Annotated in this window: 21 protein-coding genes, 2 tRNA genes and 2 pseudogenes; 16 read left to right on the plus strand and 9 right to left on the minus strand. The window is 50.0% G+C overall.

Translation table 11 applies throughout. The features are described from left to right. Window positions 1-8: 8 nt before the first annotated feature. Together ACJHYO_RS10820 and ACJHYO_RS10825 are read right to left on the minus strand one after the other, a co-directional pair. Complete coding sequence (locus tag ACJHYO_RS10820) at window positions 9-905, minus strand: aldo/keto reductase family oxidoreductase (RefSeq protein WP_000250640.1); 897 nt, start codon at window positions 903-905, stop codon at window positions 9-11. A gap of 48 nt (window positions 906-953) precedes the next feature. Continuing rightward, window positions 954-1,193, minus strand: a complete 240-nt coding sequence (locus tag ACJHYO_RS10825; RefSeq protein ID WP_001313857.1) for a DUF1289 domain-containing protein — start codon at window positions 1,191-1,193, stop codon at window positions 954-956. A 102-nt stretch (window positions 1,194-1,295) separates the two neighbouring features. Between ACJHYO_RS10825 and nemR the strand changes: the two genes are divergently transcribed. From nemR to ACJHYO_RS10855, 6 genes and pseudogenes are all read left to right on the plus strand, one after another. Further along, window positions 1,296-1,895 carry a DNA-binding transcriptional regulator NemR gene (gene nemR, locus ACJHYO_RS10830; protein WP_001032936.1) on the plus strand — a complete coding sequence of 200 codons (600 nt, stop codon included), beginning with the start codon at window positions 1,296-1,298 and terminating at the stop codon, window positions 1,893-1,895. Window positions 1,896-1,931: 36 nt separating this feature from the next. Next, window positions 1,932-3,029 (plus strand): N-ethylmaleimide reductase, encoded by a 1,098-nt coding sequence (gene nemA / locus ACJHYO_RS10835; protein ID WP_001682920.1) that lies wholly within the window; start codon window positions 1,932-1,934, stop codon window positions 3,027-3,029. A gap of 80 nt (window positions 3,030-3,109) precedes the next feature. Beyond that, window positions 3,110-3,517, plus strand: coding sequence for a lactoylglutathione lyase (gene gloA / locus ACJHYO_RS10840; protein ID WP_001237802.1), 408 nt, complete (start codon window positions 3,110-3,112; stop codon window positions 3,515-3,517). 102 nt (window positions 3,518-3,619) lie between these two features. After that, window positions 3,620-4,267 (plus strand): ribonuclease T, encoded by a 648-nt coding sequence (gene rnt, locus ACJHYO_RS10845; protein WP_001282280.1) that lies wholly within the window; start codon window positions 3,620-3,622, stop codon window positions 4,265-4,267. Between the two features lie 92 nt (window positions 4,268-4,359). Continuing rightward, a pseudogene (locus ACJHYO_RS10850) lies at window positions 4,360-4,470 on the plus strand (endonuclease); the annotation flags it as partial. Continuing rightward, a pseudogene (locus tag ACJHYO_RS10855) lies at window positions 4,463-4,588 on the plus strand (ATP-dependent helicase); the annotation flags it as partial. The pseudogenes ACJHYO_RS10850 and ACJHYO_RS10855, both read left to right, overlap by 8 nt. A gap of 50 nt (window positions 4,589-4,638) precedes the next feature. Here ACJHYO_RS10855 and grxD read toward each other — a convergent pair. Further along, the gene (grxD, locus tag ACJHYO_RS10860) at window positions 4,639-4,986 is read right to left on the minus strand and encodes a monothiol glutaredoxin 4 (protein WP_000108172.1); all 348 of its coding nucleotides are present in this window, start codon (window positions 4,984-4,986) and stop codon (window positions 4,639-4,641) included. Window positions 4,987-5,320: 334 nt separating this feature from the next. On the opposite strand from grxD, the gene mepH reads away from it, so the two are divergent. Further along, window positions 5,321-6,148 (plus strand): peptidoglycan DD-endopeptidase MepH, encoded by an 828-nt coding sequence (gene mepH, locus ACJHYO_RS10865; protein ID WP_000101207.1) that lies wholly within the window; start codon window positions 5,321-5,323, stop codon window positions 6,146-6,148. Window positions 6,149-6,275: 127 nt separating this feature from the next. Further along, window positions 6,276-6,857 carry a superoxide dismutase [Fe] gene (gene sodB / locus ACJHYO_RS10870; RefSeq protein WP_000007283.1) on the plus strand — a complete coding sequence of 194 codons (582 nt, stop codon included), beginning with the start codon at window positions 6,276-6,278 and terminating at the stop codon, window positions 6,855-6,857. A gap of 145 nt (window positions 6,858-7,002) precedes the next feature. On the opposite strand, the gene ACJHYO_RS10875 is transcribed toward sodB, so the two are convergent. Both ACJHYO_RS10875 and cydH read right to left on the minus strand, forming a co-directional pair. Further along, window positions 7,003-8,172: an MFS transporter gene (locus ACJHYO_RS10875; RefSeq protein ID WP_000701056.1), complete on the minus strand. Its 1,170-nt coding sequence runs from the start codon at window positions 8,170-8,172 to the stop codon at window positions 7,003-7,005. A 165-nt stretch (window positions 8,173-8,337) separates the two neighbouring features. Then, window positions 8,338-8,427: a cytochrome bd-I accessory subunit CydH gene (cydH, locus tag ACJHYO_RS10880; protein ID WP_000102278.1), complete on the minus strand. Its 90-nt coding sequence runs from the start codon at window positions 8,425-8,427 to the stop codon at window positions 8,338-8,340. A 298-nt stretch (window positions 8,428-8,725) separates the two neighbouring features. Between cydH and purR the strand changes: the two genes are divergently transcribed. Further along, the gene (gene purR / locus ACJHYO_RS10885) at window positions 8,726-9,751 is read left to right on the plus strand and encodes an HTH-type transcriptional repressor PurR (protein WP_000190985.1); all 1,026 of its coding nucleotides are present in this window, start codon (window positions 8,726-8,728) and stop codon (window positions 9,749-9,751) included. On the opposite strand, the gene punR is transcribed toward purR, so the two are convergent. Further along, complete coding sequence (gene punR, locus ACJHYO_RS10890) at window positions 9,748-10,680, minus strand: DNA-binding transcriptional activator PunR (protein ID WP_000269493.1); 933 nt, start codon at window positions 10,678-10,680, stop codon at window positions 9,748-9,750. The genes purR and punR overlap by 4 nt on opposite strands. 112 nt (window positions 10,681-10,792) lie before the next feature. On the opposite strand from punR, the gene punC reads away from it, so the two are divergent. Continuing rightward, entirely contained in the window at window positions 10,793-12,004 is a 1,212-nt protein-coding gene (gene punC, locus ACJHYO_RS10895) for a purine nucleoside transporter PunC (RefSeq protein ID WP_001182336.1), read from the plus strand. A gap of 290 nt (window positions 12,005-12,294) precedes the next feature. Beyond that, entirely contained in the window at window positions 12,295-13,443 is a 1,149-nt protein-coding gene (gene cfa, locus ACJHYO_RS10900) for a cyclopropane fatty acyl phospholipid synthase (RefSeq protein WP_000098896.1), read from the plus strand. 39 nt (window positions 13,444-13,482) lie between these two features. Here cfa and ribE read toward each other — a convergent pair whose 3' ends face one another. Beyond that, entirely contained in the window at window positions 13,483-14,124 is a 642-nt protein-coding gene (gene ribE, locus ACJHYO_RS10905) for a riboflavin synthase (protein WP_000493947.1), read from the minus strand. Window positions 14,125-14,338: 214 nt separating this feature from the next. Here ribE and mdtK point away from each other — a divergent pair, with 214 nt between their 5' ends. Then, complete coding sequence (gene mdtK / locus ACJHYO_RS10910) at window positions 14,339-15,712, plus strand: multidrug efflux MATE transporter MdtK (protein WP_001174940.1); 1,374 nt, start codon at window positions 14,339-14,341, stop codon at window positions 15,710-15,712. 40 nt (window positions 15,713-15,752) lie between these two features. On the opposite strand, the gene ACJHYO_RS10915 is transcribed toward mdtK, so the two are convergent. Continuing rightward, window positions 15,753-17,009, minus strand: a complete 1,257-nt coding sequence (locus ACJHYO_RS10915) for an AIDA repeat-containing protein (protein WP_001533296.1) — start codon at window positions 17,007-17,009, stop codon at window positions 15,753-15,755. Between the two features lie 307 nt (window positions 17,010-17,316). Between ACJHYO_RS10915 and ACJHYO_RS10920 the strand changes: the two genes are divergently transcribed. From ACJHYO_RS10920 to ACJHYO_RS10935, 4 genes are all read left to right on the plus strand, one after another. Then, a tRNA-Val gene (locus ACJHYO_RS10920) sits at window positions 17,317-17,393 on the plus strand. Between the two features lie 4 nt (window positions 17,394-17,397). Then, window positions 17,398-17,474, plus strand: a tRNA-Val gene (locus tag ACJHYO_RS10925). A 108-nt stretch (window positions 17,475-17,582) separates the two neighbouring features. Continuing rightward, window positions 17,583-17,888: a monooxygenase gene (locus ACJHYO_RS10930; protein WP_085455365.1), complete on the plus strand. Its 306-nt coding sequence runs from the start codon at window positions 17,583-17,585 to the stop codon at window positions 17,886-17,888. 125 nt (window positions 17,889-18,013) lie between these two features. Then, entirely contained in the window at window positions 18,014-19,624 is a 1,611-nt protein-coding gene (locus tag ACJHYO_RS10935) for an FAD-NAD(P)-binding protein (protein ID WP_001533297.1), read from the plus strand. 5 nt (window positions 19,625-19,629) lie between these two features. Here ACJHYO_RS10935 and ydhT read toward each other — a convergent pair whose 3' ends face one another. Then, window positions 19,630-20,442, minus strand: a complete 813-nt coding sequence (gene ydhT, locus ACJHYO_RS10940; protein WP_000587573.1) for a protein YdhT — start codon at window positions 20,440-20,442, stop codon at window positions 19,630-19,632. Window positions 20,443-20,444: the final 2 nt, after the last annotated feature.

Genomic DNA, 20,444 nt, shown 5'->3' on the forward strand with positions numbered 1-20,444 from the left:
AAAAGTGCTTACGGTACGTCGTAACCTAGTGCCGCTTTACGGATACGAAACCATTGTTGACGGGTCATTTTCAGTGTTTCTGCTTCGACAGCTGCCCGTACGCGCTCAATTTTACCTGAGCCGATAATTGGCAGCGGCTGCGACGGTAAACGTAGTACCCAGGCGTAAACTACCTGTTCAATCGAGCCCGCGTTTAACTCCTCTGCCACCACAGCCAGTTCATCACGCAGCGGCTGGAAATAATCATCATTAAACAGACGACCACCACCAAGGCAGGACCACGCCATCGGACGAATACGCAGTTGTTGCAGTTGGTCGAGCGTGCCATCCAGCAGTAACGGCTGATGCACCGGGGATATTTCCACCTGATTAGTGGCAAGAGTAAATGGCAGGCGTGATTGCAACAGCGCAAATTGCGCAGGTGTAAAGTTTGATACACCAAAATGACGCACTTTGCCGCTCTGATGCAGATGTTTAAAGGCGTCCGCCACTTCATCGGCATCCATTAACGGGTCTGGTCGGTGGATTAACAGCAGATCCAGATGATCGGTCGCGAGATTAATTAGCGACTGTTCGGCGCTCTTAATGATGTGATCGCGGTCAGTGATGTAATGGCCAATGACGTTTTCTTCACACGCGGTCGTCGCGATACCGCATTTACTGACGATTTCCATCCGTTCACGCAGGTGAGGTGCCAGTTTCAGCGCCTCGCCAAACGCCGCTTCGCACTGATAGCCACCATAAATATCAGCATGGTCCACGGTGGTCACGCCGAGATCCAGATGCTCTTCAATAAAACTGACCAACTGGCGGGCGGACATGTTCCAGTCCATCAATCGCCAGTAGCCCATCACAAAACGGGAAAACTCCGGGCCTTGCGGCGCAATAGTAATACGCTGAACCATAATCGCTTCCTCTTATCAGATATGAGAGGAGTATACGCAAGATTAGGCTCAAAAGAGTGATGGTTGCTCCGGTTCGTCTGATGGCGCTGGCTTATTTACACGTAATTTGCGCATTAATCGCTGCCGACAAAGGCGCAACACTTCTTGTTTTTCGCCATCGCTCATCTTATTCCAGTTAAAACGCTCATCCCGGCTACGAAAACAGCCGCGACAAAATCCCCGTTCGTCAGACTGGCAAATTCCCCGGCACGGGCTCTGGACGGGAAAGAACTCTAATTGCTCCGTCACCTCGCCCTCCTCAGATAAGATTATTACCATTATTGAAGCTGTTAATGTCCAAAGTAGCAACTTTGCTTGCACTAGACCGACTGGTCTACTACACTCCAACGCATGAACAAACACACCGAACATGATACTCGCGAACATCTCCTGGCGACGGGCGAGCAACTTTGCCTGCAACGTGGATTCACCGGGATGGGGCTAAGCGAACTCCTAAAAACCGCTGAAGTGCCGAAAGGGTCCTTCTATCACTACTTTCGTTCTAAAGAAGCGTTTGGCGTTGCTATGCTTGAGCGCCATTACGCCGCATATCACCAGCGACTGACTGAGTTGCTGCAATCCGGCGAAGGTAACTACCGCGACCGCATACTGGCTTATTACCAGCAAACACTGAACCAGTTTTGCCAACATGGAACCATCAGTGGTTGCCTGACAGTAAAACTCTCTGCCGAAGTGTGCGATCTGTCAGAAGATATGCGCAGCGCAATGGATAAAGGGGCTCGCGGCGTGATCGCCCTGCTCTCTCAGGCGCTGGAAAATGGCCGTGAGAACCATTGTTTAACCTTTTGTGGCGAACCGCTGCAACAGGCACAAGTGCTTTACGCACTGTGGCTTGGCGCGAATCTGCAGGCCAAAATTTCGCGCAGTTTCGAGCCACTGGAAAACGCGCTGGCCCATGTAAAAAACATTATTGCGACGCCTGCCGTTTAGCAGGCATTTTTTATCACCAGACGACCGGGAGCCTTTATGTCATCTGAAAAACTGTATTCCCCACTGAAAGTGGGCGCGATCACGGCGGCAAATCGTATTTTTATGGCACCGCTGACGCGTCTGCGCAGTATCGAACCGGGTGACATCCCTACCCCGTTGATGGCGGAATACTATCGCCAACGTGCCAGTGCCGGTTTGATTATTAGCGAAGCCACGCAAATTTCTGCCCAGGCAAAAGGATACGCAGGTGCACCTGGCATCCATAGCCCGGAACAAATTGCCGCATGGAAAAAAATTACCGCTGGCGTTCATGCTGAAAATGGTCATATGGCCGTACAGCTGTGGCACACCGGACGCATTTCTCACGCCAGCCTGCAACCTGGCGGTCAGGCACCGGTAGCGCCTTCAGCACTTAGCGCGGGAACACGTACTTCTCTGCGCGATGAAAATGGTCAGGTGATCCGTGTTGAAACATCCATGCCGCGTGCGCTTGAACTGGGAGAGATTCCGGGTATCGTCAATGATTTCCGTCAGGCCATTGCTAACGCGCGTGAAGCCGGTTTTGATCTGGTAGAGCTCCACTCTGCTCACGGTTATTTGCTGCATCAGTTCCTTTCCCCTTCTTCAAACCATCGTACCGATCAGTACGGCGGCAGCGTGGAAAATCGCGCGCGTCTGGTGCTGGAAGTGGTCGATGCCGGGATTGAAGAATGGGGTGCCGATCGCATTGGCATTCGCATTTCGCCAATCGGTACTTTCCAGAACACGGATAACGGCCCGAATGAAGAAGCCGATGCACTGTATCTGATTGAACAACTGGGTAAACGCGGCATTGCTTATCTTCATATGTCAGAACCAGATTGGGCGGGAGGTGAACCATATACTGATGCGTTTCGCGAAAAAGTACGCGCCCGTTTCCACGGTCCGATTATCGGCGCAGGTGCATACACAGTAGAAAAAGCTGAAACGCTGATCGGCAAAGGGTTAATTGATGCGGTAGCATTTGGTCGTGACTGGATTGCGAACCCGGATCTGGTCGCCCGCTTGCAGCGCAAAGCTGAGCTTAACCCGCAGCGTGCCGAAAGTTTTTATGGTGGCGGTGCTGAAGGTTACACTGATTACCCGACGCTGTAATCCAACATTGCGAGCGGCGCAAAGCCGCCGCTATACTAAAACAACTTTTTGAATCTGTTAGCCATTTTGAGGATATAAAGATGCGTCTTCTTCATACCATGCTGCGCGTTGGCGATCTGCAACGCTCCATCGATTTTTATACCAACGTGCTGGGCATGAAACTGCTGCGTACCAGCGAAAACCCGGAATACAAATACTCACTGGCGTTTGTTGGTTACGGCCCGGAAACCGAAGAAGCAGTGATTGAACTGACCTACAACTGGGGCGTGGATAAATACGAACTCGGCACTGCTTATGGTCACATCGCGCTTAGCGTAGATAACGCCGCTGAAGCGTGCGAAAAAATCCGTCAAAACGGGGGTAACGTGACCCGTGAAGCGGGTCCGGTAAAAGGCGGTACTACGGTTATCGCGTTTGTGGAAGATCCGGACGGTTACAAAATTGAATTAATCGAAGAGAAAGACGCCGGTCGCGGTCTGGGCAACTAATCTCCTGCCGGGCGTGAACTCATCGCGCCCGCATCTTTACTGCATCGACAAGTAATATTTGTCATAATGCGCGCTGCAATTTATCCGTATTAAGAGAATCAGATGTCCGATAACGCTCAACTTACCGGTCTGTGCGACCGTTTTCGTGGTTTTTATCCTGTTGTGATCGATGTTGAAACAGCCGGATTTAACGCCAAAACCGATGCGCTGCTTGAGATTGCCGCCATCACCCTGAAAATGGATGAACAAGGCTGGCTGATGCCGGACACCACATTACATTTCCACGTCGAACCATTTGTCGGCGCAAATTTGCAACCAGAGGCCCTTGCCTTCAACGGCATTGATCCAAACGATCCCGATCGCGGCGCGGTCAGCGAGTACGAGGCGCTGCACGAAATTTTTAAAGTTGTACGTAAAGGTATTAAAGCGAGCGGTTGTAACCGCGCCATTATGGTGGCACACAACGCCAATTTCGATCACAGCTTTATGATGGCCGCCGCAGAACGCGCCTCACTGAAACGTAACCCGTTCCACCCTTTCGCCACTTTTGACACTGCTGCACTGGCCGGGCTGGCACTCGGACAAACCGTATTGTCAAAGGCTTGCCAGACAGCTGGCATGGACTTCGACAGCACCCAGGCGCACTCCGCGCTGTACGACACCGAACGCACTGCTGTGCTGTTTTGTGAAATCGTCAACCGCTGGAAACGTCTGGGAGGCTGGCCGCTGCCTGCCGCCGCAGAAGTGTAATCGAGTTGATGCCTGATGACATGCAATGATTCAGGCATCTATAGTGAGGCTATTCCACGCATCATGCATGATATTCACGGGGAATAGCGTTAATGGCAAATAATCCAAACCCTTCATCGCCCCTGCCGGACGTGTTTTCACCGGCGACCCGCGACTGGTTTCTTCGCGCCTTTAAACAGCCGACCGCTGTCCAGTCGCGAACCACGGCTGCGCTTTACGCTAACAGAAGTGAATGACCTACCGGTCCGGCAAACGCCGATGTTTACGCTGTTACGTGAGGCGGGATTTTCAAGTTCGCCACAAGGGCTGGATTGGGGATAGAGAAAGGACTGACGGATGCCCGTTCGCATCCGTCAGTATTGCAGGACGGATTATTCCGCGTCCGGCTCTTCAGACTTGTATTTAGCGGCAGTTTCTTTGATCAGCTGCTGCAGTTCACCACGCTGATACATTTCGATCACGATATCACAACCGCCCACCAGCTCGCCGTCAACCCACAGTTGCGGGAAGGTCGGCCAGTTCGCATATTTCGGCAGTTCCGCACGAATGTCCGGATTCTGCAGAATATCAACATAGGCAAAACGTTCGCCACATGCGGCAAGCGCCTGGACTGCCTGGGCAGAGAAACCGCAGCTCGGCAGTTTCGGTGAACCTTTCATGTACAGCAGGATCGGGTTTTCAGCAATCTGGCGTTGGATTTTTTCGATAGTGGTGCTCATTGTCTTGCTTCCTCAAACTTCTTTACGGCAGTAATCTGACATTGTAGCGGGTCAGTGCGGCATCGGAAAATAACATTTTCATCACGCTTTTGCTATTTTATCCCTTTGCTCTATTTGTTGCATTTCAAATATTCGTTTCTTCCCTGATGCACGGCAAACTGGCGTATTTATAACCATTTTTAGCTTTCACTGCTGCATTTTTTTGCGCTCGCCGACGAAACGTATTTTTTAACAATAAAAGCTATTAACTTTCTCTTCTTCTATGCATTAGAATCATCAAGTTTTGTAAATCAGACGCAGGCATGATAGACCTGCCTTAACAGAGGGACGCTCAGTGGCGCGGATAAACCGTATTTCGATCACGCTCTGTGCTTTACTTTTTACCACCCTGCCTTTAACGCCTATGGCCCATGCTTCAAAGCAAGCCAGGGAGAGTTCTGCTACCACTCATATCACCAAAAAAGCAGATAAAAAGAAAAGCACGGCAACCACCCAAAAGACCCAGAAAGCCAGCCAGAAAACAGCGAAAAAAGCCGCCAGTAAAAGTACGACCAAAAGCAAAACCGCTTCTTCCGTTAAAAAATCTTCCATTACCGCTTCTAAAAACGCCAAAACTCGCAGCAAACACGCCGTCAATAAAACGGCCTCAGCCAGCTTTACCGAAAAGTGTACCAAACGTAAGGGCTATAAATCGCATTGTGTGAAAGTCAAAAATGCCGCGTCAGGAACCCTTGCCGACGCGCACAAAGCGAAGGTGCAAAAAGCCACAAAAGTGGCAATGAATAAACTGATGCAGCAAATTGGTAAGCCATATCGTTGGGGTGGCAGTTCACCGCGTACCGGTTTTGATTGCAGCGGTCTGGTTTATTACGCTTATAAAGATTTGGTGAAAATTCGTATTCCGCGTACGGCGAATGAAATGTATCACCTGCGCGATGCAGCGCCAATCGAACGTAGTGAACTGAAAAACGGCGACCTGGTCTTCTTCCGTACTCAGGGACGCGGTACAGCCGATCATGTCGGCGTGTATGTCGGCAACGGCAAATTTATTCAGTCACCGCGCACGGGCCAGGAAATTCAAATCACTTCTCTCAGTGAAGACTACTGGCAGCGCCACTATGTTGGCGCTCGCCGGGTAATGACCCCAAAAACACTTCGCTAAAACTTTACCCTGTTGTTACGGCAACAGGGTAAGTTCATCTTTTGTCTCACCTTTTAATTTGCTACCCTATCCATACGCACAATAAGGCTATTGTACGTATGCAAATTAATAATAAAGGAGAGTAGCAATGTCATTCGAATTACCTGCACTACCATATGCTAAAGATGCTCTGGCACCGCACATTTCTGCGGAAACCATCGAGTATCACTACGGCAAGCATCATCAGACTTATGTCACTAACCTGAACAACCTGATCAAAGGTACCGCGTTTGAAGGTAAATCACTGGAAGAGATTATTCGCAGCTCTGAAGGTGGCGTATTCAACAACGCAGCTCAGGTCTGGAACCATACTTTCTACTGGAACTGCCTGGCACCGAACGCGGGTGGCGAACCGACTGGAAAAGTCGCTGAAGCTATCGCCGCATCTTTTGGCAGCTTTGCCGATTTCAAAGCTCAGTTTACTGATGCAGCGATCAAAAACTTTGGTTCTGGCTGGACCTGGCTGGTGAAAAACAGCGATGGCAAACTGGCTATCGTTTCAACCTCTAACGCGGGTACTCCACTGACCACCGATGCGACTCCGCTGCTGACCGTTGATGTCTGGGAACACGCTTATTACATCGACTATCGCAATGCACGTCCTGGCTATCTGGAGCACTTCTGGGCGCTGGTGAACTGGGAATTCGTAGCGAAAAATCTCGCTGCATAATAACTGATGGCAAATGCAACATTATCTGATGCGCTTCGCTTACCATGCCAACGCGGATGAGGCGTTAACAGCGCATTCGGCAAGATAAATCGCACGTTGCCAGCAACTGTAACGCAGAAGGTTATCCTTCTGCGTTTTTGTTTAATTAGCTGTTGGCAACGCAAACTGCTTCAGGTTGTTTTCTGGCTGACATAAACACCAGCAATAATGCCAGTCCCGCGACAATCGCCCCCATCACCGGCACAAAACTGTATCCCAGCCCAGCGGAAATTACCGCACCACCAGCAGCTGCTCCCAGCGCATTTCCAAGATTAAAGGCACCAATATTGACTGATGAAGACAGACCTGGCGCTTCACTGGCGACACGCATCACGCGCATCTGTAACGGCGGTACGACCGCAAAGGTTGCAGCTCCCCACACCACCATGCTAATAGCTGCGCCGAACTCATTGCGGGCCAGGAACGGGATTGCCAGCATAATCACCATCAGCAGCAACAAAAAGCCTTTCAACGTGCCGTTAACTGAACGATCTGCCAGTTTGCCGCCGAGATAGTTACCGATAGAGAATCCGACACCAATCAGCACCAGCATTGCCGTGACGAACACCGGTGTGGCGTGGGTAATGCTTTGCAGTACCGGAGAGATATAGGTGTAGAGGGTAAACATTGCACCAGCGCCCAGCACCGTCGTCAGCAATGCAGACAGCACCTGCGGACGCATTAATACCGCCAGCTCTTTTTTCACTTCAGGTCGCGCCCCTGCGCCACCTTTAGGTAATGAGAGGAACAGACTTACCATTGAAATCACGCCCAGCCCCGCTGTTGCCAGAAATGACATCCGCCAGCCGATGGTTTCGCCCAACCAGGTCGCCGCCGGCACGCCACCGATATTTGCCAGGGTTAACCCCATAAACATAGTGGCAACTGCGCTAGCCTGTTTATGTTTTGGCACTACGCTTGCGGCCACGACTGAACCCAAACCAAAAAATGCCCCGTGATTCAGGCTGGTCAAAATGCGTGAAAGCATCAGGGTCATATAATCCGGCGCGATGGCGGAAAGTACGTTGCCAAGCGTGAAAATCGCCATCAGGAAAATCAACGCACTGCGGCGGGCACGATGAGAAAGTAGAAGCGTCATCAGCGGCGCGCCAACCATTACGCCAACTGCATAAGCACTGATTAACATTCCGGCAGCGGGAATCGAGACATCCACACCGCGCGCAATGACGGGCAACAAGCCCATTGGCGAGAACTCCGTTGTCCCGATACCAAACGCGCCAATCGCCAGCGCCAGCAACGGATAGTTAATTTTCATGCCTTATCTCCACCTCTTCGCGTCATTACGCGATATTCATTAAAGTGGCGAAAGCATGACAGTAATCACAAAAAAATGAAAATAACAAAAAGAGAAAACACTTTTGCCATTTTGCTAACAAACAGGAAGGAGATGCGAGGGAGAACGCGCTCCCTCGAGAGGAAATCAGTGCAGCGCGGCAGTCAAACCCACGGCCACGATCAAACCGAGGACGATAATCGTTGTTACCAGTGAAAATTTAAGGTCGGTGCTCATCAAGTTTTCTCCTTTTTTATTACCACACAAAAAGTGATATTACGCATTTTTACACACTGTGATGAAAAAATCTCCCGTCATTTATAATGATAAGTGTTTTTACTACTTCCCCTTTTCGTCAAGATCGGCCAAAATTCCACGCTTACATTATTTGCGTACTGGCCATTGACCCCTTCCTGACGCTCCGTGTCGTTTTTCCGGCGTACCGCAACATTTTTGTTGTGCGTAAGGTGTGTAAAGGCAAACGTTTACCTTGCGAATTTGCAGGAGCTGAAGTTAGGGTCTGGAGTGAAATGGAATGGCAACAATAAAAGATGTAGCGAAACGAGCAAACGTTTCAACTACAACTGTGTCACACGTGATCAACAAAACACGTTTCGTCGCTGAAGAAACGCGCAATGCCGTGTGGGCAGCAATCAAAGAATTACACTACTCCCCTAGCGCGGTGGCGCGTAGCTTGAAGGTTAACCACACCAAGTCTATCGGTTTGCTGGCGACCAGCAGCGAAGCGGCCTATTTTGCCGAGATCATTGAAGCGGTCGAAAAAAATTGCTTCCAGAAAGGTTACACCCTGATTCTGGGCAATGCGTGGAACAATCTTGAGAAACAGCGGGCTTATCTGTCGATGATGGCGCAAAAACGCGTCGATGGTCTGCTGGTGATGTGTTCTGAGTACCCAGAGCCGTTGCTGGCGATGCTGGAAGAGTATCGCCATATCCCAATGGTGGTGATGGACTGGGGTGAAGCAAAAGCTGACTTCACCGATGCGGTCATTGATAACGCATTCGAAGGCGGCTACATGGCCGGGCGTTATCTGATTGAACGCGGTCATCGCGAAATCGGCGTTATCCCTGGCCCGCTGGAACGTAACACCGGCGCAGGCCGCCTTGCCGGTTTTATGAAGGCGATGGAAGAAGCGATGATCAAAGTGCCGGAAAGCTGGATTGTGCAGGGTGACTTTGAACCTGAATCCGGTTATCGCGCCATGCAGCAAATCCTGTCGCAGTCGCATCGCCCTACTGCCGTCTTCTGTGGTGGCGATATCATGGCAATGGGCGCACTTTGTGCTGCTGATGAAATGGGTCTGCGCGTGCCGCAGGATGTTTCGCTGATCGGTTATGATAACGTGCGCAACGCCCGCTATTTTACGCCGGCGCTGACCACGATCCATCAGCCAAAAGATTCGCTGGGCGAAACAGCGTTCAACATGCTGTTGGATCGTATCGTCAACAAACGTGAAGAACCGCAGTCCATTGAAGTGCATCCGCGGTTGATTGAACGCCGCTCCGTGGCTGACGGCCCGTTCCGCGACTATCGTCGTTAATCACCTGTTGCGGGAGTCTCTTCCGGCTCCCGCAGCCACTCCTTATTCAGCGTCTCACTATCGCCGAGATACTCAAGCAACCAGGTTAACGCAGGCGACATATCATTTTGCTGCCATGTCAGACAACATGCCGAATCCGGGAAGGGGTTTTCCAGTTCTAGTGCTACCCACTTCCCCTCATTAAGCCACGGTTTGGCGAAATGTGTTGGCACCATCCCTATGCATAATCCTGCCGAGATACAGGTTGCCGATGATTCCCAGTCAGGCACGACAAGTCTTTTTTGGTTATCCAGCAACCAGGTAATACGTTTAGGTAGCGTTCGCGAGGTGTCTTCGCGCACCAACGACGGCCAGTTGCGCAACGTATCATCGCTGAACGGGCCATCCATCAACGCCAGCGGGTGGTGGCTGGCAACAACGCAACTCCAGCTTAACATCCCCATATCCCGGAAGGCATAACGACCGCCTACCGGAATCGCGCGTGTTGCGCCAATCGCCAGTTCCACGCGCCCGTCGGAAAGTGCATCCCAGACACCGTTGAACACTTCCTGAAAGACAAGAAGTTCGACATCATCAAAATGGCGATAAAAATCAACGATCATCTGCCGTGTTCGCTCTGGCCTGACAATATTATCCACTGCGATAGCTAACTGACCGCGCCAGCCGTTCGCTATCTGCTGACATTGCTGGCGGGTGATCTGCATTTTTTTGACAACAGAGCGTCCTTCTTTGAGAAACCACGCCCCGGCAGCGGTCAGTTCCACATCACGGTGACGTCGTTCAAAAAGCGGCACCGCCAGCCACTCTTCCAGCTGACGCACGGTGTAGCTGACCGCAGAAGGAACGCGATGCAACTCCTGGGCTGCGGCGCTAAAACTACCATTACGCGCTACCGCATCAACAACTTCCAGAGAATATTCTGACCACATAGTCTGCCTGCAAAATTTTTGAAACCAATCATCAAATATTACCGTTTCACAACACTAATTTCACTCCCTACACTTTGCGGCGGTGTTTAATTGAGAGATTTAGAGAATATACATGCAACCTGGGAAAAGATTTTTAGTCTGGCTGGCAGGTTTGAGCGTACTCGGTTTTCTGGCAACCGATATGTATCTGCCTGCTTTCGCCGCCATACAGGCCGACCTGCAAACGCCTGCGTCTGCTGTCAGTGCCAGCCTTAGTCTGTTCCTTGCCGGTTTTGCCGCAGCCCAGCTTCTGTGGGGGCCACTCTCCGACCGTTATGGTCGTAAACCGGTGTTATTCATCGGCCTGACAATTTTTGCGTTAGGTAGTCTGGGGATGCTGTGGGTAGAAAACGCCGCCACGCTGCTGATATTGCGTTTTGTACAGGCTGTGGGTGTCTGCGCCGCGGCGGTTATCTGGCAAGCATTAGTGACAGATTATTATCCTTCACAGAAAGTTAACCGTATTTTTGCGACCATCATGCCGCTGGTGGGTCTGTCTCCGGCATTGGCTCCTCTGTTAGGAAGCTGGCTGCTGGTCCATTTTTCCTGGCAGGCGATTTTCGCCACCCTGTTTGCCATTACCGTGGTGCTGATTCTGCCTATTTTCTGGCTCAAACCCACGACGAAGGCCCGTAACAATAGTCAGGATGGTCTGACCTTTACCGACCTGCTACGTTCTAAAACCTATCGCGGCAACGTGCTGATATACGCGGCCTGTTCAGCCAGTTTTTTTGCATGGCTGACCGGTTCACCGTTCATCCTTAGTGAAATGGGTTACAGTCCGGCAGTTATTGGTTTAAGTTATGTCCCGCAAACTATCGCGTTTCTGATTGGTGGTTATGGCTGTCGTGCCGCGCTGCAGAAATGGCAAGGCAAGCAGTTATTACCGTGGTTGCTGGTACTGTTTGCTGTCAGCGTCATTGCGACCTGGGCTGCGGGCTTCATTAGCCATGTGTCGCTGGTCGAAATCCTGATCCCATTCTGTGTGATGGCGATTGCCAACGGTGCGATCTACCCGATTGTTGTCGCCCAGGCGCTGCGTCCCTTCCCACATGCAACCGGTCGCGCCGCAGCGTTGCAGAACACTCTGCAACTGGGTCTGTGCTTCCTCGCAAGTCTGGTAGTTTCCTGGCTTATCAGTATCAGCACGCCATTGCTCACCACCACCAGCGTGATGTTATCAACAGTAGTGCTGGTCGCTCTGGGTTACATGATGCAACGTTGTGAAGAAGTTGGCTGCCAGAATCATGGCAATGCCGAAGTCGCTCATAGCGAATCACACTGATCTATATCGATATACTTATACTTAGGCTGCTAACAAAATTTTGTTGTATGATTGAAATTAGCGGCCTATACTAATTTCGAGTTGTTAAAACTACGATAAATATTATGTTATTACGGGGACAGGATCGTTCCCGACTCACTATGGATGGTCATTTCGGCAAGGGTTCCTCCTTTCCCTCTGTTCTACGTCGGATTATAGACTCGCGGTTTTTTCTGCGAGATTTCTCACAAAGCCCAAAAAGCGTCTACGCTGTTTTAAGGTTCTGATCACCGACCAGTGATGGAGAAACTATGAGTTCATCGTGTATAGAAGAAGTCAGTGTACCGGATGACAACTGGTACCGTATCGCCAACGAATTACTTAGCCGTGCCGGTATAGCCATTAACGGTTCTGCCCCGGCGGATATTCGTGTCAAAAACCCCGATTTTTTTAAACGCGTTCTGCAGGAAGGTTCTTTGGGGTTAGGCGAAAGTTATATGGATGGCTGGTGGGAATGTGACCGACTGGATATGTTTTTTAGCAAAGTCTTACGCGCAGGTCTCGAGAACCAACTTCCCCATCATTTCAAAGACACGCTACGTATTGCCGGCGCTCGTCTCTTCAATCTGCAGAGTAAAAAACGTGCCTGGATAGTCGGCAAAGAGCATTACGATTTGGGTAATGACTTGTTCAGCCGCATGCTTGATCCCTTCATGCAATATTCCTGTGCTTACTGGAAAGATGCCGATAATCTGGAATCAGCCCAGCAGGCGAAGCTCAAAATGATTTGTGAAAAATTGCAGTTAAAACCAGGGATGCGCGTACTGGATATTGGCTGTGGCTGGGGTGGACTGGCGCACTACATGGCGTCTAATTATGACGTAAGCGTGGTCGGCGTCACCATTTCTGCCGAACAGCAAAAAATGGCTCAGGAACGCTGTGAAGGCCTGGATGTCACCATTTTGCTGCAAGATTATCGTGACCTGAACGACCAGTTTGATCGTATTGTTTCTGTGGGGATGTTCGAACACGTCGGACCGAAAAATTACGATACCTATTTTGCGGTGGTGGATCGTAATTTGAAACCGGAAGGTATATTCCTGCTCCATACCATCGGTTCGAAAAAAACCGATCTGAATGTTGATCCCTGGATTAATAAATATATTTTTCCGAACGGTTGCCTGCCCTCTGTACGCCAGATTGCTCAGTCCAGCGAACCCCACTTTGTGATGGAAGACTGGCATAACTTCGGTGCTGATTACGATACTACATTGATGGCGTGGTATGAACGATTCCTCGCCGCATGGCCAGAAATTGCGGATAACTACAGTGAACGCTTTAAACGGATGTTTACCTATTATCTGAATGCCTGTGCAGGTGCTTTCCGCGCCCGTGATATTCAGCTCTGGCAGGTCGTGTTCTCACGCGGTGTTGAAAACGGCCTTCGAGTCGCTCGCTAAAGGCTATTCTATCGCCCCCTCTCCGGGGGCGATTTCAGATCAGGCTTCTGTACCTGGTTGATTCATGGCATTTTCTCGTGCCGCCAGCACACGTTCTACCGTATCTACCACTGCCTGAGTTTGTGGATCGATTTCAATGTTGACGCGTGCGCCGAGTTTTTTCTTCCCAAGAGTCGTGCGTTCGAGTGTTTCCGGAATTAAATGGACGCAAAAACGCGTTGGCGTGACTTCGCCGACGGTCAGGCTAATACCGTCGATGCCAATAAATCCTTTGTACAGGATATATTTCATCAACTGACTATCCTGGACTTTAAACCAGATCTGACGATTATTTTCCGAGGTTAATATTTTCGCTACTTCAGCGGTGGTCATAATATGACCTGACATTAAGTGTCCGCCAATTTCATCGCTGAATTTCGCCGCACGCTCAACGTTTACCCAATCCCCCACTTTTAAATCGCCAAGATTAGTAATGCGTAACGTTTCTTTCATCAGGTCAAAACTGACATGGTTGCCGTTAATTTCCGTCACGGTCAGGCAGCAACCGTTATGCGCCACGGAAGCACCGGTTTCCAGACCGTCCAGCATGTGGTCGGGTAACTCCACCACATGCGTGCGAAAATTTGGTTTCTCGTCAATCGACACCAGTTTTGCGGTGCCCTGTACAATCCCCGTAAACATACTTACAACTCCTGAAATCAGTTAAGACATTCTGTTCAGCACAATAGCAGGTGGAAAACGCCCTTACCAGTGAAGGGGTAAGAATGGCTATTTTTTCACTGGAGAATTAATAAATCCTCGCTACAATAGACTGAACTTCCCCTGCTTCTTCTTTTTGCTGCCCATTCAGGCGGCTTTTTAGTCTCTCATATAACTACAAATAAAAGGTGTTCACGTGCAGAAGTATATCAGTGAAGCGCGTCTGTTATTAGCATTAGCAATCCCGGTGATTCTCGCGCAAATCGCCCAAACTGCGATGGGTTTTGTCGATACCGTGATGGCGGGCGGCTATAGTGCCACCGACATGGCGGCGGTCGCTATCGGTACTTCTATCTGGCTTCCGGCGATCCTCTTTGGTCACGGACTGCTGCTGGCATTAACGCCGGTTATCGCGCAATTAAATGGTTCCGGTCGACGTGAGCGCATTGCGCATCAGGTGCGACAAGGTTTCTGGCTGGCGGGTTTTGTTTCCGTTCTCATTATGCTGGTGCTGTGGAATGCAGGCTACATTATCCGCTCCATGGAAAACATCGATCCGGCTCTGGCGGACAAAGCCGTGGGTTATCTGCGTGCGTTGCTATGGGGCGCGCCGGGCTATCTTTTCTTCCAGGTTGCCCGTAACCAGTGTGAAGGTCTGGCAAAAACCAAGCCGGGTATGGTGATGGGCTTTATCGGCCTGCTGGTGAACATTCCGGTTAACTATATCTTTATTTATGGTCATTTCGGTATGCCTGAGCTCGGTGGAGTTGGTTGTGGCGTGGCTACTGCGGCGGTGTATTGGGTCATGTTCCTTGCCATGGTTTCTTACATTAAACGCGCCCGCTCGATGCGCGATATTCGTAACGAAAAAGGCACCGCGAAGCCCGATCCTGCGGTTATGAAACGACTGATTCAACTCGGTTTGCCAATTGCGCTGGCACTGTTCTTTGAAGTAACGCTGTTTGCCGTCGTGGCTCTGTTAGTGTCTCCGCTCGGTATTGTTGATGTCGCAGGACATCAGATTGCCCTGAACTTTAGTTCACTGATGTTCGTGCTTCCCATGTCGCTGGCGGCAGCGGTAACCATCCGCGTAGGTTATCGTCTGGGTCAAGGCTCAACGCTGGATGCGCAAACCGCTGCGCGGACCGGGCTTATGGTGGGTGTCTGTATGGCAACCCTGACGGCCATATTCACGGTTTCACTGCGGGAGCAAATCGCCCTGTTGTACAACGACAATCCCGAGGTTGTAACGCTGGCTGCACATTTGATGTTGCTGGCGGCGGTATATCAGATTTCTGACTCTATCCAGGTGATTGGCAGTGGAATTTTGCGTGGTTATAAAGATACGCGTTCCATTTTCTATATCACCTTTACGGCTTACTGGGTGCTGGGCTTGCCAAGCGGCTATATTCTGGCACTGACCGATCTGGTCGTTGAACCTATGGGGCCAGCAGGCTTCTGGATAGGCTTTATTATTGGCCTGACGTCGGCAGCCATTATGATGATGCTGCGTATGCGGTTCCTGCAACGTCTGCCGTCAGCCATCATTCTGCAACGAGCATCCCGCTAATAAAGACAAGGCGCAACCTTCACGGGTTGCGCCTGTGTTTTTACGCAGGCTGGAGCGTTGCGCCGATGCCATCTTGGTCTGGCTGTAATTTCAGAGAGTTACACAGAGTTTGCCGACTGGCATCTGTTATCTCAACGTGTATATCACCGGTAACTTCCCCTTTCACATTGATGAAGTCAGGTGAAATTTCTTTCGCACTGGTTTGCAGGCAAATGGCTCCCTCTCCACGCAGGCGTTTCACTTTCAGTTGCACCTGCGTTGCCGCATCAGTGATCAGCCACAGTTTTCCGCCATTCAGATTGATGTTACCAATACCAAAAGTGACACTGTCACCTTTTACCGTACTGCCGTCGAGAATCAACACACCGCCCTGCTGTACAGTAATCGTTGATTGTTGCAGCTCTGCGCCATAGCCAATAATCATTGAAGCGCCGTCCAGTAATGCAACACTCCCGGTCAGTTCAACCGGTGCACGATCTTCCTCTACGACAAAATTTTCGTCCGCGCTGGTGGGTGACAACAAAATCACTGTCCCACCTTGTATTACCGCGTTTTCCAGCGTACCAGCATGCACTTCAGCCCGACCACCCACATTAACGGACAGGTTTTGCGTCTTACCGGAACTGTAGAGCTGAATACCATCCGTCCCCAGACGATAAATGGATCCATTCTCAACAATAGTGTCAGAGTCTTCACCACCGAGATTATTCATGGTGCCACCAGCAAGCAACGTATCACTGGCTTTCCCCGCCAGCATAAAAACGCCGCCCTGATTAATCTCACAATTGCAGGCTTCCCCACCTGGATACACCAACAATTCACCACCTTCATCTACCACGACCGCTGAGGTTGTCCCATTGACCAACAGGCCGCCCTCTTGATCGAGAATGATTTTTTCCGCGCGATGGCCTTCCAGTACACGCAGGTTACCGCCGTTTTCCAGCAACAAACCGCAGGCATAACCTTTATCAACGCTGAATTCACCTTCGGGATGGCGGCCATTAACCGTAGCGAGAGTAGAGAGACTAATTGCGCCTCCCTCGGACTGAACAATATCTGTGGCAATGGCACCGTCGCTGACCGATAGTGTGCCATTGTTACCGTACTGTGTGCATTTGGCTATCCCACCGGTTGCCACTTTCAACCAGCCAGCCCCCGTGACCACGGTATTTTCGGCTCTTCCGCCAGCTTCAACAATCAACTCGCCTTCAGTAAGTTGCGTCGCGCCAATAACCTCGCCGGTCTTAACAATTTGCACGTTCCCGTCGCTCATCAAGTTTTTCGCATCAGATCCCATGATTTATTCCTTTGCTGCATCTGTGTGCCTTTATTGCTACCTAAGTGTAAAGGCTACGAAGGATTTATCCACGACAGATTTGAGATGGTGGCAAACAACTCTGTTTAAACTCTGATACACGGATTATTGGGTTGTGTCAGATGTAAATGCGATCCTGAATAAAAATCACCCTTGCAAATCAACAAAATATAGCCAATTTGCTTAAAAGCTCTGCAAACGGTCGAAATAGCGCAGAAAATTACGTTTTGCCTCTTGCCACCTTCCCACTCTGCCGCTAATATTCGTCCCCGTTGTCACCTACAACGTTGCGTTCATAGCTCAGTTGGTTAGAGCACCACCTTGACATGGTGGGGGTCGTTGGTTCGAGTCCAATTGAACGCACCATCCTGCGTCCGTAGCTCAGTTGGTTAGAGCACCACCTTGACATGGTGGGGGTCGGTGGTTCGAGTCCACTCGGACGCACCAGATTTTCTTAATCTGGTCTTCTCCTTTTTTCCCTATGTTTCTTCTCTGTATCCAATACGTTAAAAGATTTACACTGTCTTCGTATGCGTTATCAGAAGGAGAATCGCTATGGCAACTTTGTTACAACTTCATTTTTCTTTCAATGGCCCATTTGGCGACGCAATGGCTGAGCAGCTTAAACCTCTTGCTGAGTCGATTAATCAGGAACCTAGTTTTCTGTGGAAGGTATGGACAGAAAGTGAAAAGAACCACGAAGCCGGTGGGATCTACCTTTTTACTGATGAAAAAAGCGCCCTTGCCTATCTGGAAAAACATACTGCCCGACTGAAAAATCTCGGCGTTGAGGAAGTTGTCGCCAAAGTTTTCGATGTCAATGAGCCACTGAGTCAAATCAATCAGGCAAAACTCGCCTGACAGAATTTAATCAAGGGCGGTTAGCGCCCTTTTCATCCCTGTCTGAAATTTCTCAAATTCTAAAAATCTCAACCAAACTTATCTGATAACACTAAATTCGAAAGAATGCGTACAGGTAAGTAACAATGAAAAAAATTGCTATTGTGGGTGCCGGGCCTACGGGGATCTACACCTTATTCTCGCTTCTACAGCAACAAACGCCACTTTCTATTTCTATCTTCGAGCAGGCTGATGAAGCCGGTGTCGGGATGCCATACAGTGATGAGGAAAACTCAAAACTGATGCTGGCAAATATTGCCAGTATTGAAATACCGCCGATTTATTGTACGTATCTCGAATGGCTACAAAAGCAAGAAGCCAGCCATCTCCAACGTTATGGCGTTAAAAAAGAAACTTTGCACGATCGTCAGTTTTTACCGCGAATTCTGCTGGGCGAATATTTCCGCGATCAATTTTTACGATTAGTAGACCAGGCACGACAGCAAAAATTTGCAGTGGCTGTTTATGAATCATGCCAGGTTACCGATCTGCAAATTACAAATGCTGGCGTCATGCTCGCTACAAATCTGGATTTACCCAGCGAGACGTTTGATTTAGTGGTGATCGCAACGGGGCACGTCTGGCCTGATGAAGAAGAAGCAACCAGAACGTATTTTCCCAGCCCGTGGTCAGGCCTGATGGAAGCAAAGGTCGATGCGTGTAACGTGGGTATTATGGGAACATCCTTGAGCGGACTGGATGCGGCAATGGCAGTGGCTATTCAGCATGGTTCGTTCATTGAAGATGATAAACAACACGTCATTTTTCACCGCGATAACGCAAGTGAAAAGCTAAATATTACGTTAATGTCGCGCACAGGTATTTTACCCGAAGCCGATTTCTATTGCCCTATTCCCTACGAGCCCTTACACATCGTCACTGATCAAGCATTAAATGCTGAGATTCAAAAAGGCGAAGAGGGCCTTTTGGATCGGGTATTTAGATTGATAGTAGAGGAAATCAAATTTGCTGATCCAGACTGGAGCCAACGCATAGCCTTAGAAAGCCTGAATGTCGATTCCTTTGCTCAAGCCTGGTTTGCCGAGCGCAAACAACGCGACCCATTCGACTGGGCAGAAAAAAATCTCCAGGAGGTCGAACGCAATAAACGAGAAAATCATACTGTTCCCTGGCGTTATGTCATTCTGCGCCTGCATGAAGCCGTACAGGAAATTGTTCCTCATCTGAATGAACACGACCATAAACGGTTCAGTAAAGGCCTTGCCCGGGTTTTCATCGATAATTATGCGACAATCCCTTCAGAGTCTATTCGTCGACTACTGGCCTTACGTGAAGCGGGAATCATTCATATTCTCGCCCTCGGTGAAGACTACGAAATGGAAATTAATGAGTCGCGCACCGTCCTGAAAACGGAAGACAATAGCTACTCGTTTGACGTTTTTATTGATGCCCGTGGGCAGCGTCCGCTTAAAGTGAAAGATATTCCTTTCCCTGGACTACGCGAACAATTACAGAAAACAGGGGATGAAATCCCTGATGTTGGCGAAGATTATACGTTACAGCAACCCGAAGATATTCGTGGGCGCGTAGCGTTCGGCGCGTTGCCCTGGTTGATGCACGACCAGCCTTTCGTTCAGGGACTTACGGCATGTGCAGAAATTGGAGAGGCGATGGCTCGGGCGGTCGTAAAACCTGCATCCCGTGCTCGTCGGCGTCTTTCGTTTAATCAAATGTAAAGCTATCAGCACTCAACAAACTGATGCTGTTCATTAAGGCGATAGCGGACTCCGGCTCGAATATTGTTTTCACCTTCAATGGCGACGGCGAAGCGAACTCTTTCGCCGTCATGATATGCCAGTGCGGCGCTTCCTCCTGGCCCGAGAATAATTGAGTCGACCACGCCCGTGCTCACTACCGTTGAATTTTCACCGCTGGCAATGATGTGTACATTGTCGCCGCTGTTGGCAATTCTGGCGTTTGCGCCAAAGCTGGCGATTTGCACCAGGTCACCATTACTGGCGACATGACACCGTTCACCCAATGTACAAACGCGTACTCGCATTCCGGTATTCGCAATCCGACTACTATCTCCAGCGCTGCTTATCCGCGAAGAATTACCGGTTACAGCAACCCGTGCGCGTTCACCGGAGCTGCCAATGTGACTGTTAAAGCCGACACTTCCAATCCGCACGCTATAACCCATACTGGCAATTTGCGCGGCATACCCAGCAGTTGCGATTCTGGCATTATCCTCACAACAGCCGATGCGAGCATGATCGTCGCTGCGGGCAAACTGACTGCAAAATGCTCTCTCTCCGGGATCTGTGGCCAGTTTTTGCATAGAAGAAACTTCCTGATGCGCGAAGTTTTCATCCGCCAGCCATTTTTTCCACGCATACTCAACCAGACTCTCCGCCCAGTCCGTATATCCTTCCTCAATCAGTGCATGATGAATATCGGCATAACTACCGCCGCGTGGGAAATGGCGCAGAAACCAGCGATACATCACCGCTCCGATACGCCATTCTCGCAGGTCTGCTCGTGTAATGATCATTC

It is taken from the genome of Escherichia sp. WS1118 (assembly GCF_046487695.1).
Lineage (GTDB): Bacteria > Pseudomonadota > Gammaproteobacteria > Enterobacterales > Enterobacteriaceae > Escherichia > Escherichia coli.

What these genes read in the sequence shown, in the direction of transcription:
- ACJHYO_RS10930 (WP_085455365.1), top strand. Translation starts at nt 17,583, where the DNA reads ATGGCAACTTTGTTACAACTTCATTTTTCTTTCAATGGCCCATTTGGC.
- ribE (WP_000493947.1), bottom strand. Translation starts at nt 14,124, where the DNA reads ATGTTTACGGGGATTGTACAGGGCACCGCAAAACTGGTGTCGATTGAC.
- sodB (WP_000007283.1), top strand. Translation starts at nt 6,276, where the DNA reads ATGTCATTCGAATTACCTGCACTACCATATGCTAAAGATGCTCTGGCA.
- cydH (WP_000102278.1), bottom strand. Translation starts at nt 8,427, where the DNA reads ATGAGCACCGACCTTAAATTTTCACTGGTAACAACGATTATCGTCCTC.
- gloA (WP_001237802.1), top strand. Translation starts at nt 3,110, where the DNA reads ATGCGTCTTCTTCATACCATGCTGCGCGTTGGCGATCTGCAACGCTCC.
- punC (WP_001182336.1), top strand. Translation starts at nt 10,793, where the DNA reads ATGCAACCTGGGAAAAGATTTTTAGTCTGGCTGGCAGGTTTGAGCGTA.
- ACJHYO_RS10935 (WP_001533297.1), top strand. Translation starts at nt 18,014, where the DNA reads ATGAAAAAAATTGCTATTGTGGGTGCCGGGCCTACGGGGATCTACACC.
- ACJHYO_RS10875 (WP_000701056.1), bottom strand. Translation starts at nt 8,172, where the DNA reads ATGAAAATTAACTATCCGTTGCTGGCGCTGGCGATTGGCGCGTTTGGT.
- nemR (WP_001032936.1), top strand. Translation starts at nt 1,296, where the DNA reads ATGAACAAACACACCGAACATGATACTCGCGAACATCTCCTGGCGACG.
- punR (WP_000269493.1), bottom strand. Translation starts at nt 10,680, where the DNA reads ATGTGGTCAGAATATTCTCTGGAAGTTGTTGATGCGGTAGCGCGTAAT.
- grxD (WP_000108172.1), bottom strand. Translation starts at nt 4,986, where the DNA reads ATGAGCACCACTATCGAAAAAATCCAACGCCAGATTGCTGAAAACCCG.
- ACJHYO_RS10915 (WP_001533296.1), bottom strand. Translation starts at nt 17,009, where the DNA reads ATGGGATCTGATGCGAAAAACTTGATGAGCGACGGGAACGTGCAAATT.
- ACJHYO_RS10820 (WP_000250640.1), bottom strand. Translation starts at nt 905, where the DNA reads ATGGTTCAGCGTATTACTATTGCGCCGCAAGGCCCGGAGTTTTCCCGT.
- nemA (WP_001682920.1), top strand. Translation starts at nt 1,932, where the DNA reads ATGTCATCTGAAAAACTGTATTCCCCACTGAAAGTGGGCGCGATCACG.
- rnt (WP_001282280.1), top strand. Translation starts at nt 3,620, where the DNA reads ATGTCCGATAACGCTCAACTTACCGGTCTGTGCGACCGTTTTCGTGGT.
- cfa (WP_000098896.1), top strand. Translation starts at nt 12,295, where the DNA reads ATGAGTTCATCGTGTATAGAAGAAGTCAGTGTACCGGATGACAACTGG.
- purR (WP_000190985.1), top strand. Translation starts at nt 8,726, where the DNA reads ATGGCAACAATAAAAGATGTAGCGAAACGAGCAAACGTTTCAACTACA.
- ydhT (WP_000587573.1), bottom strand. Translation starts at nt 20,442, where the DNA reads ATGATCATTACACGAGCAGACCTGCGAGAATGGCGTATCGGAGCGGTG.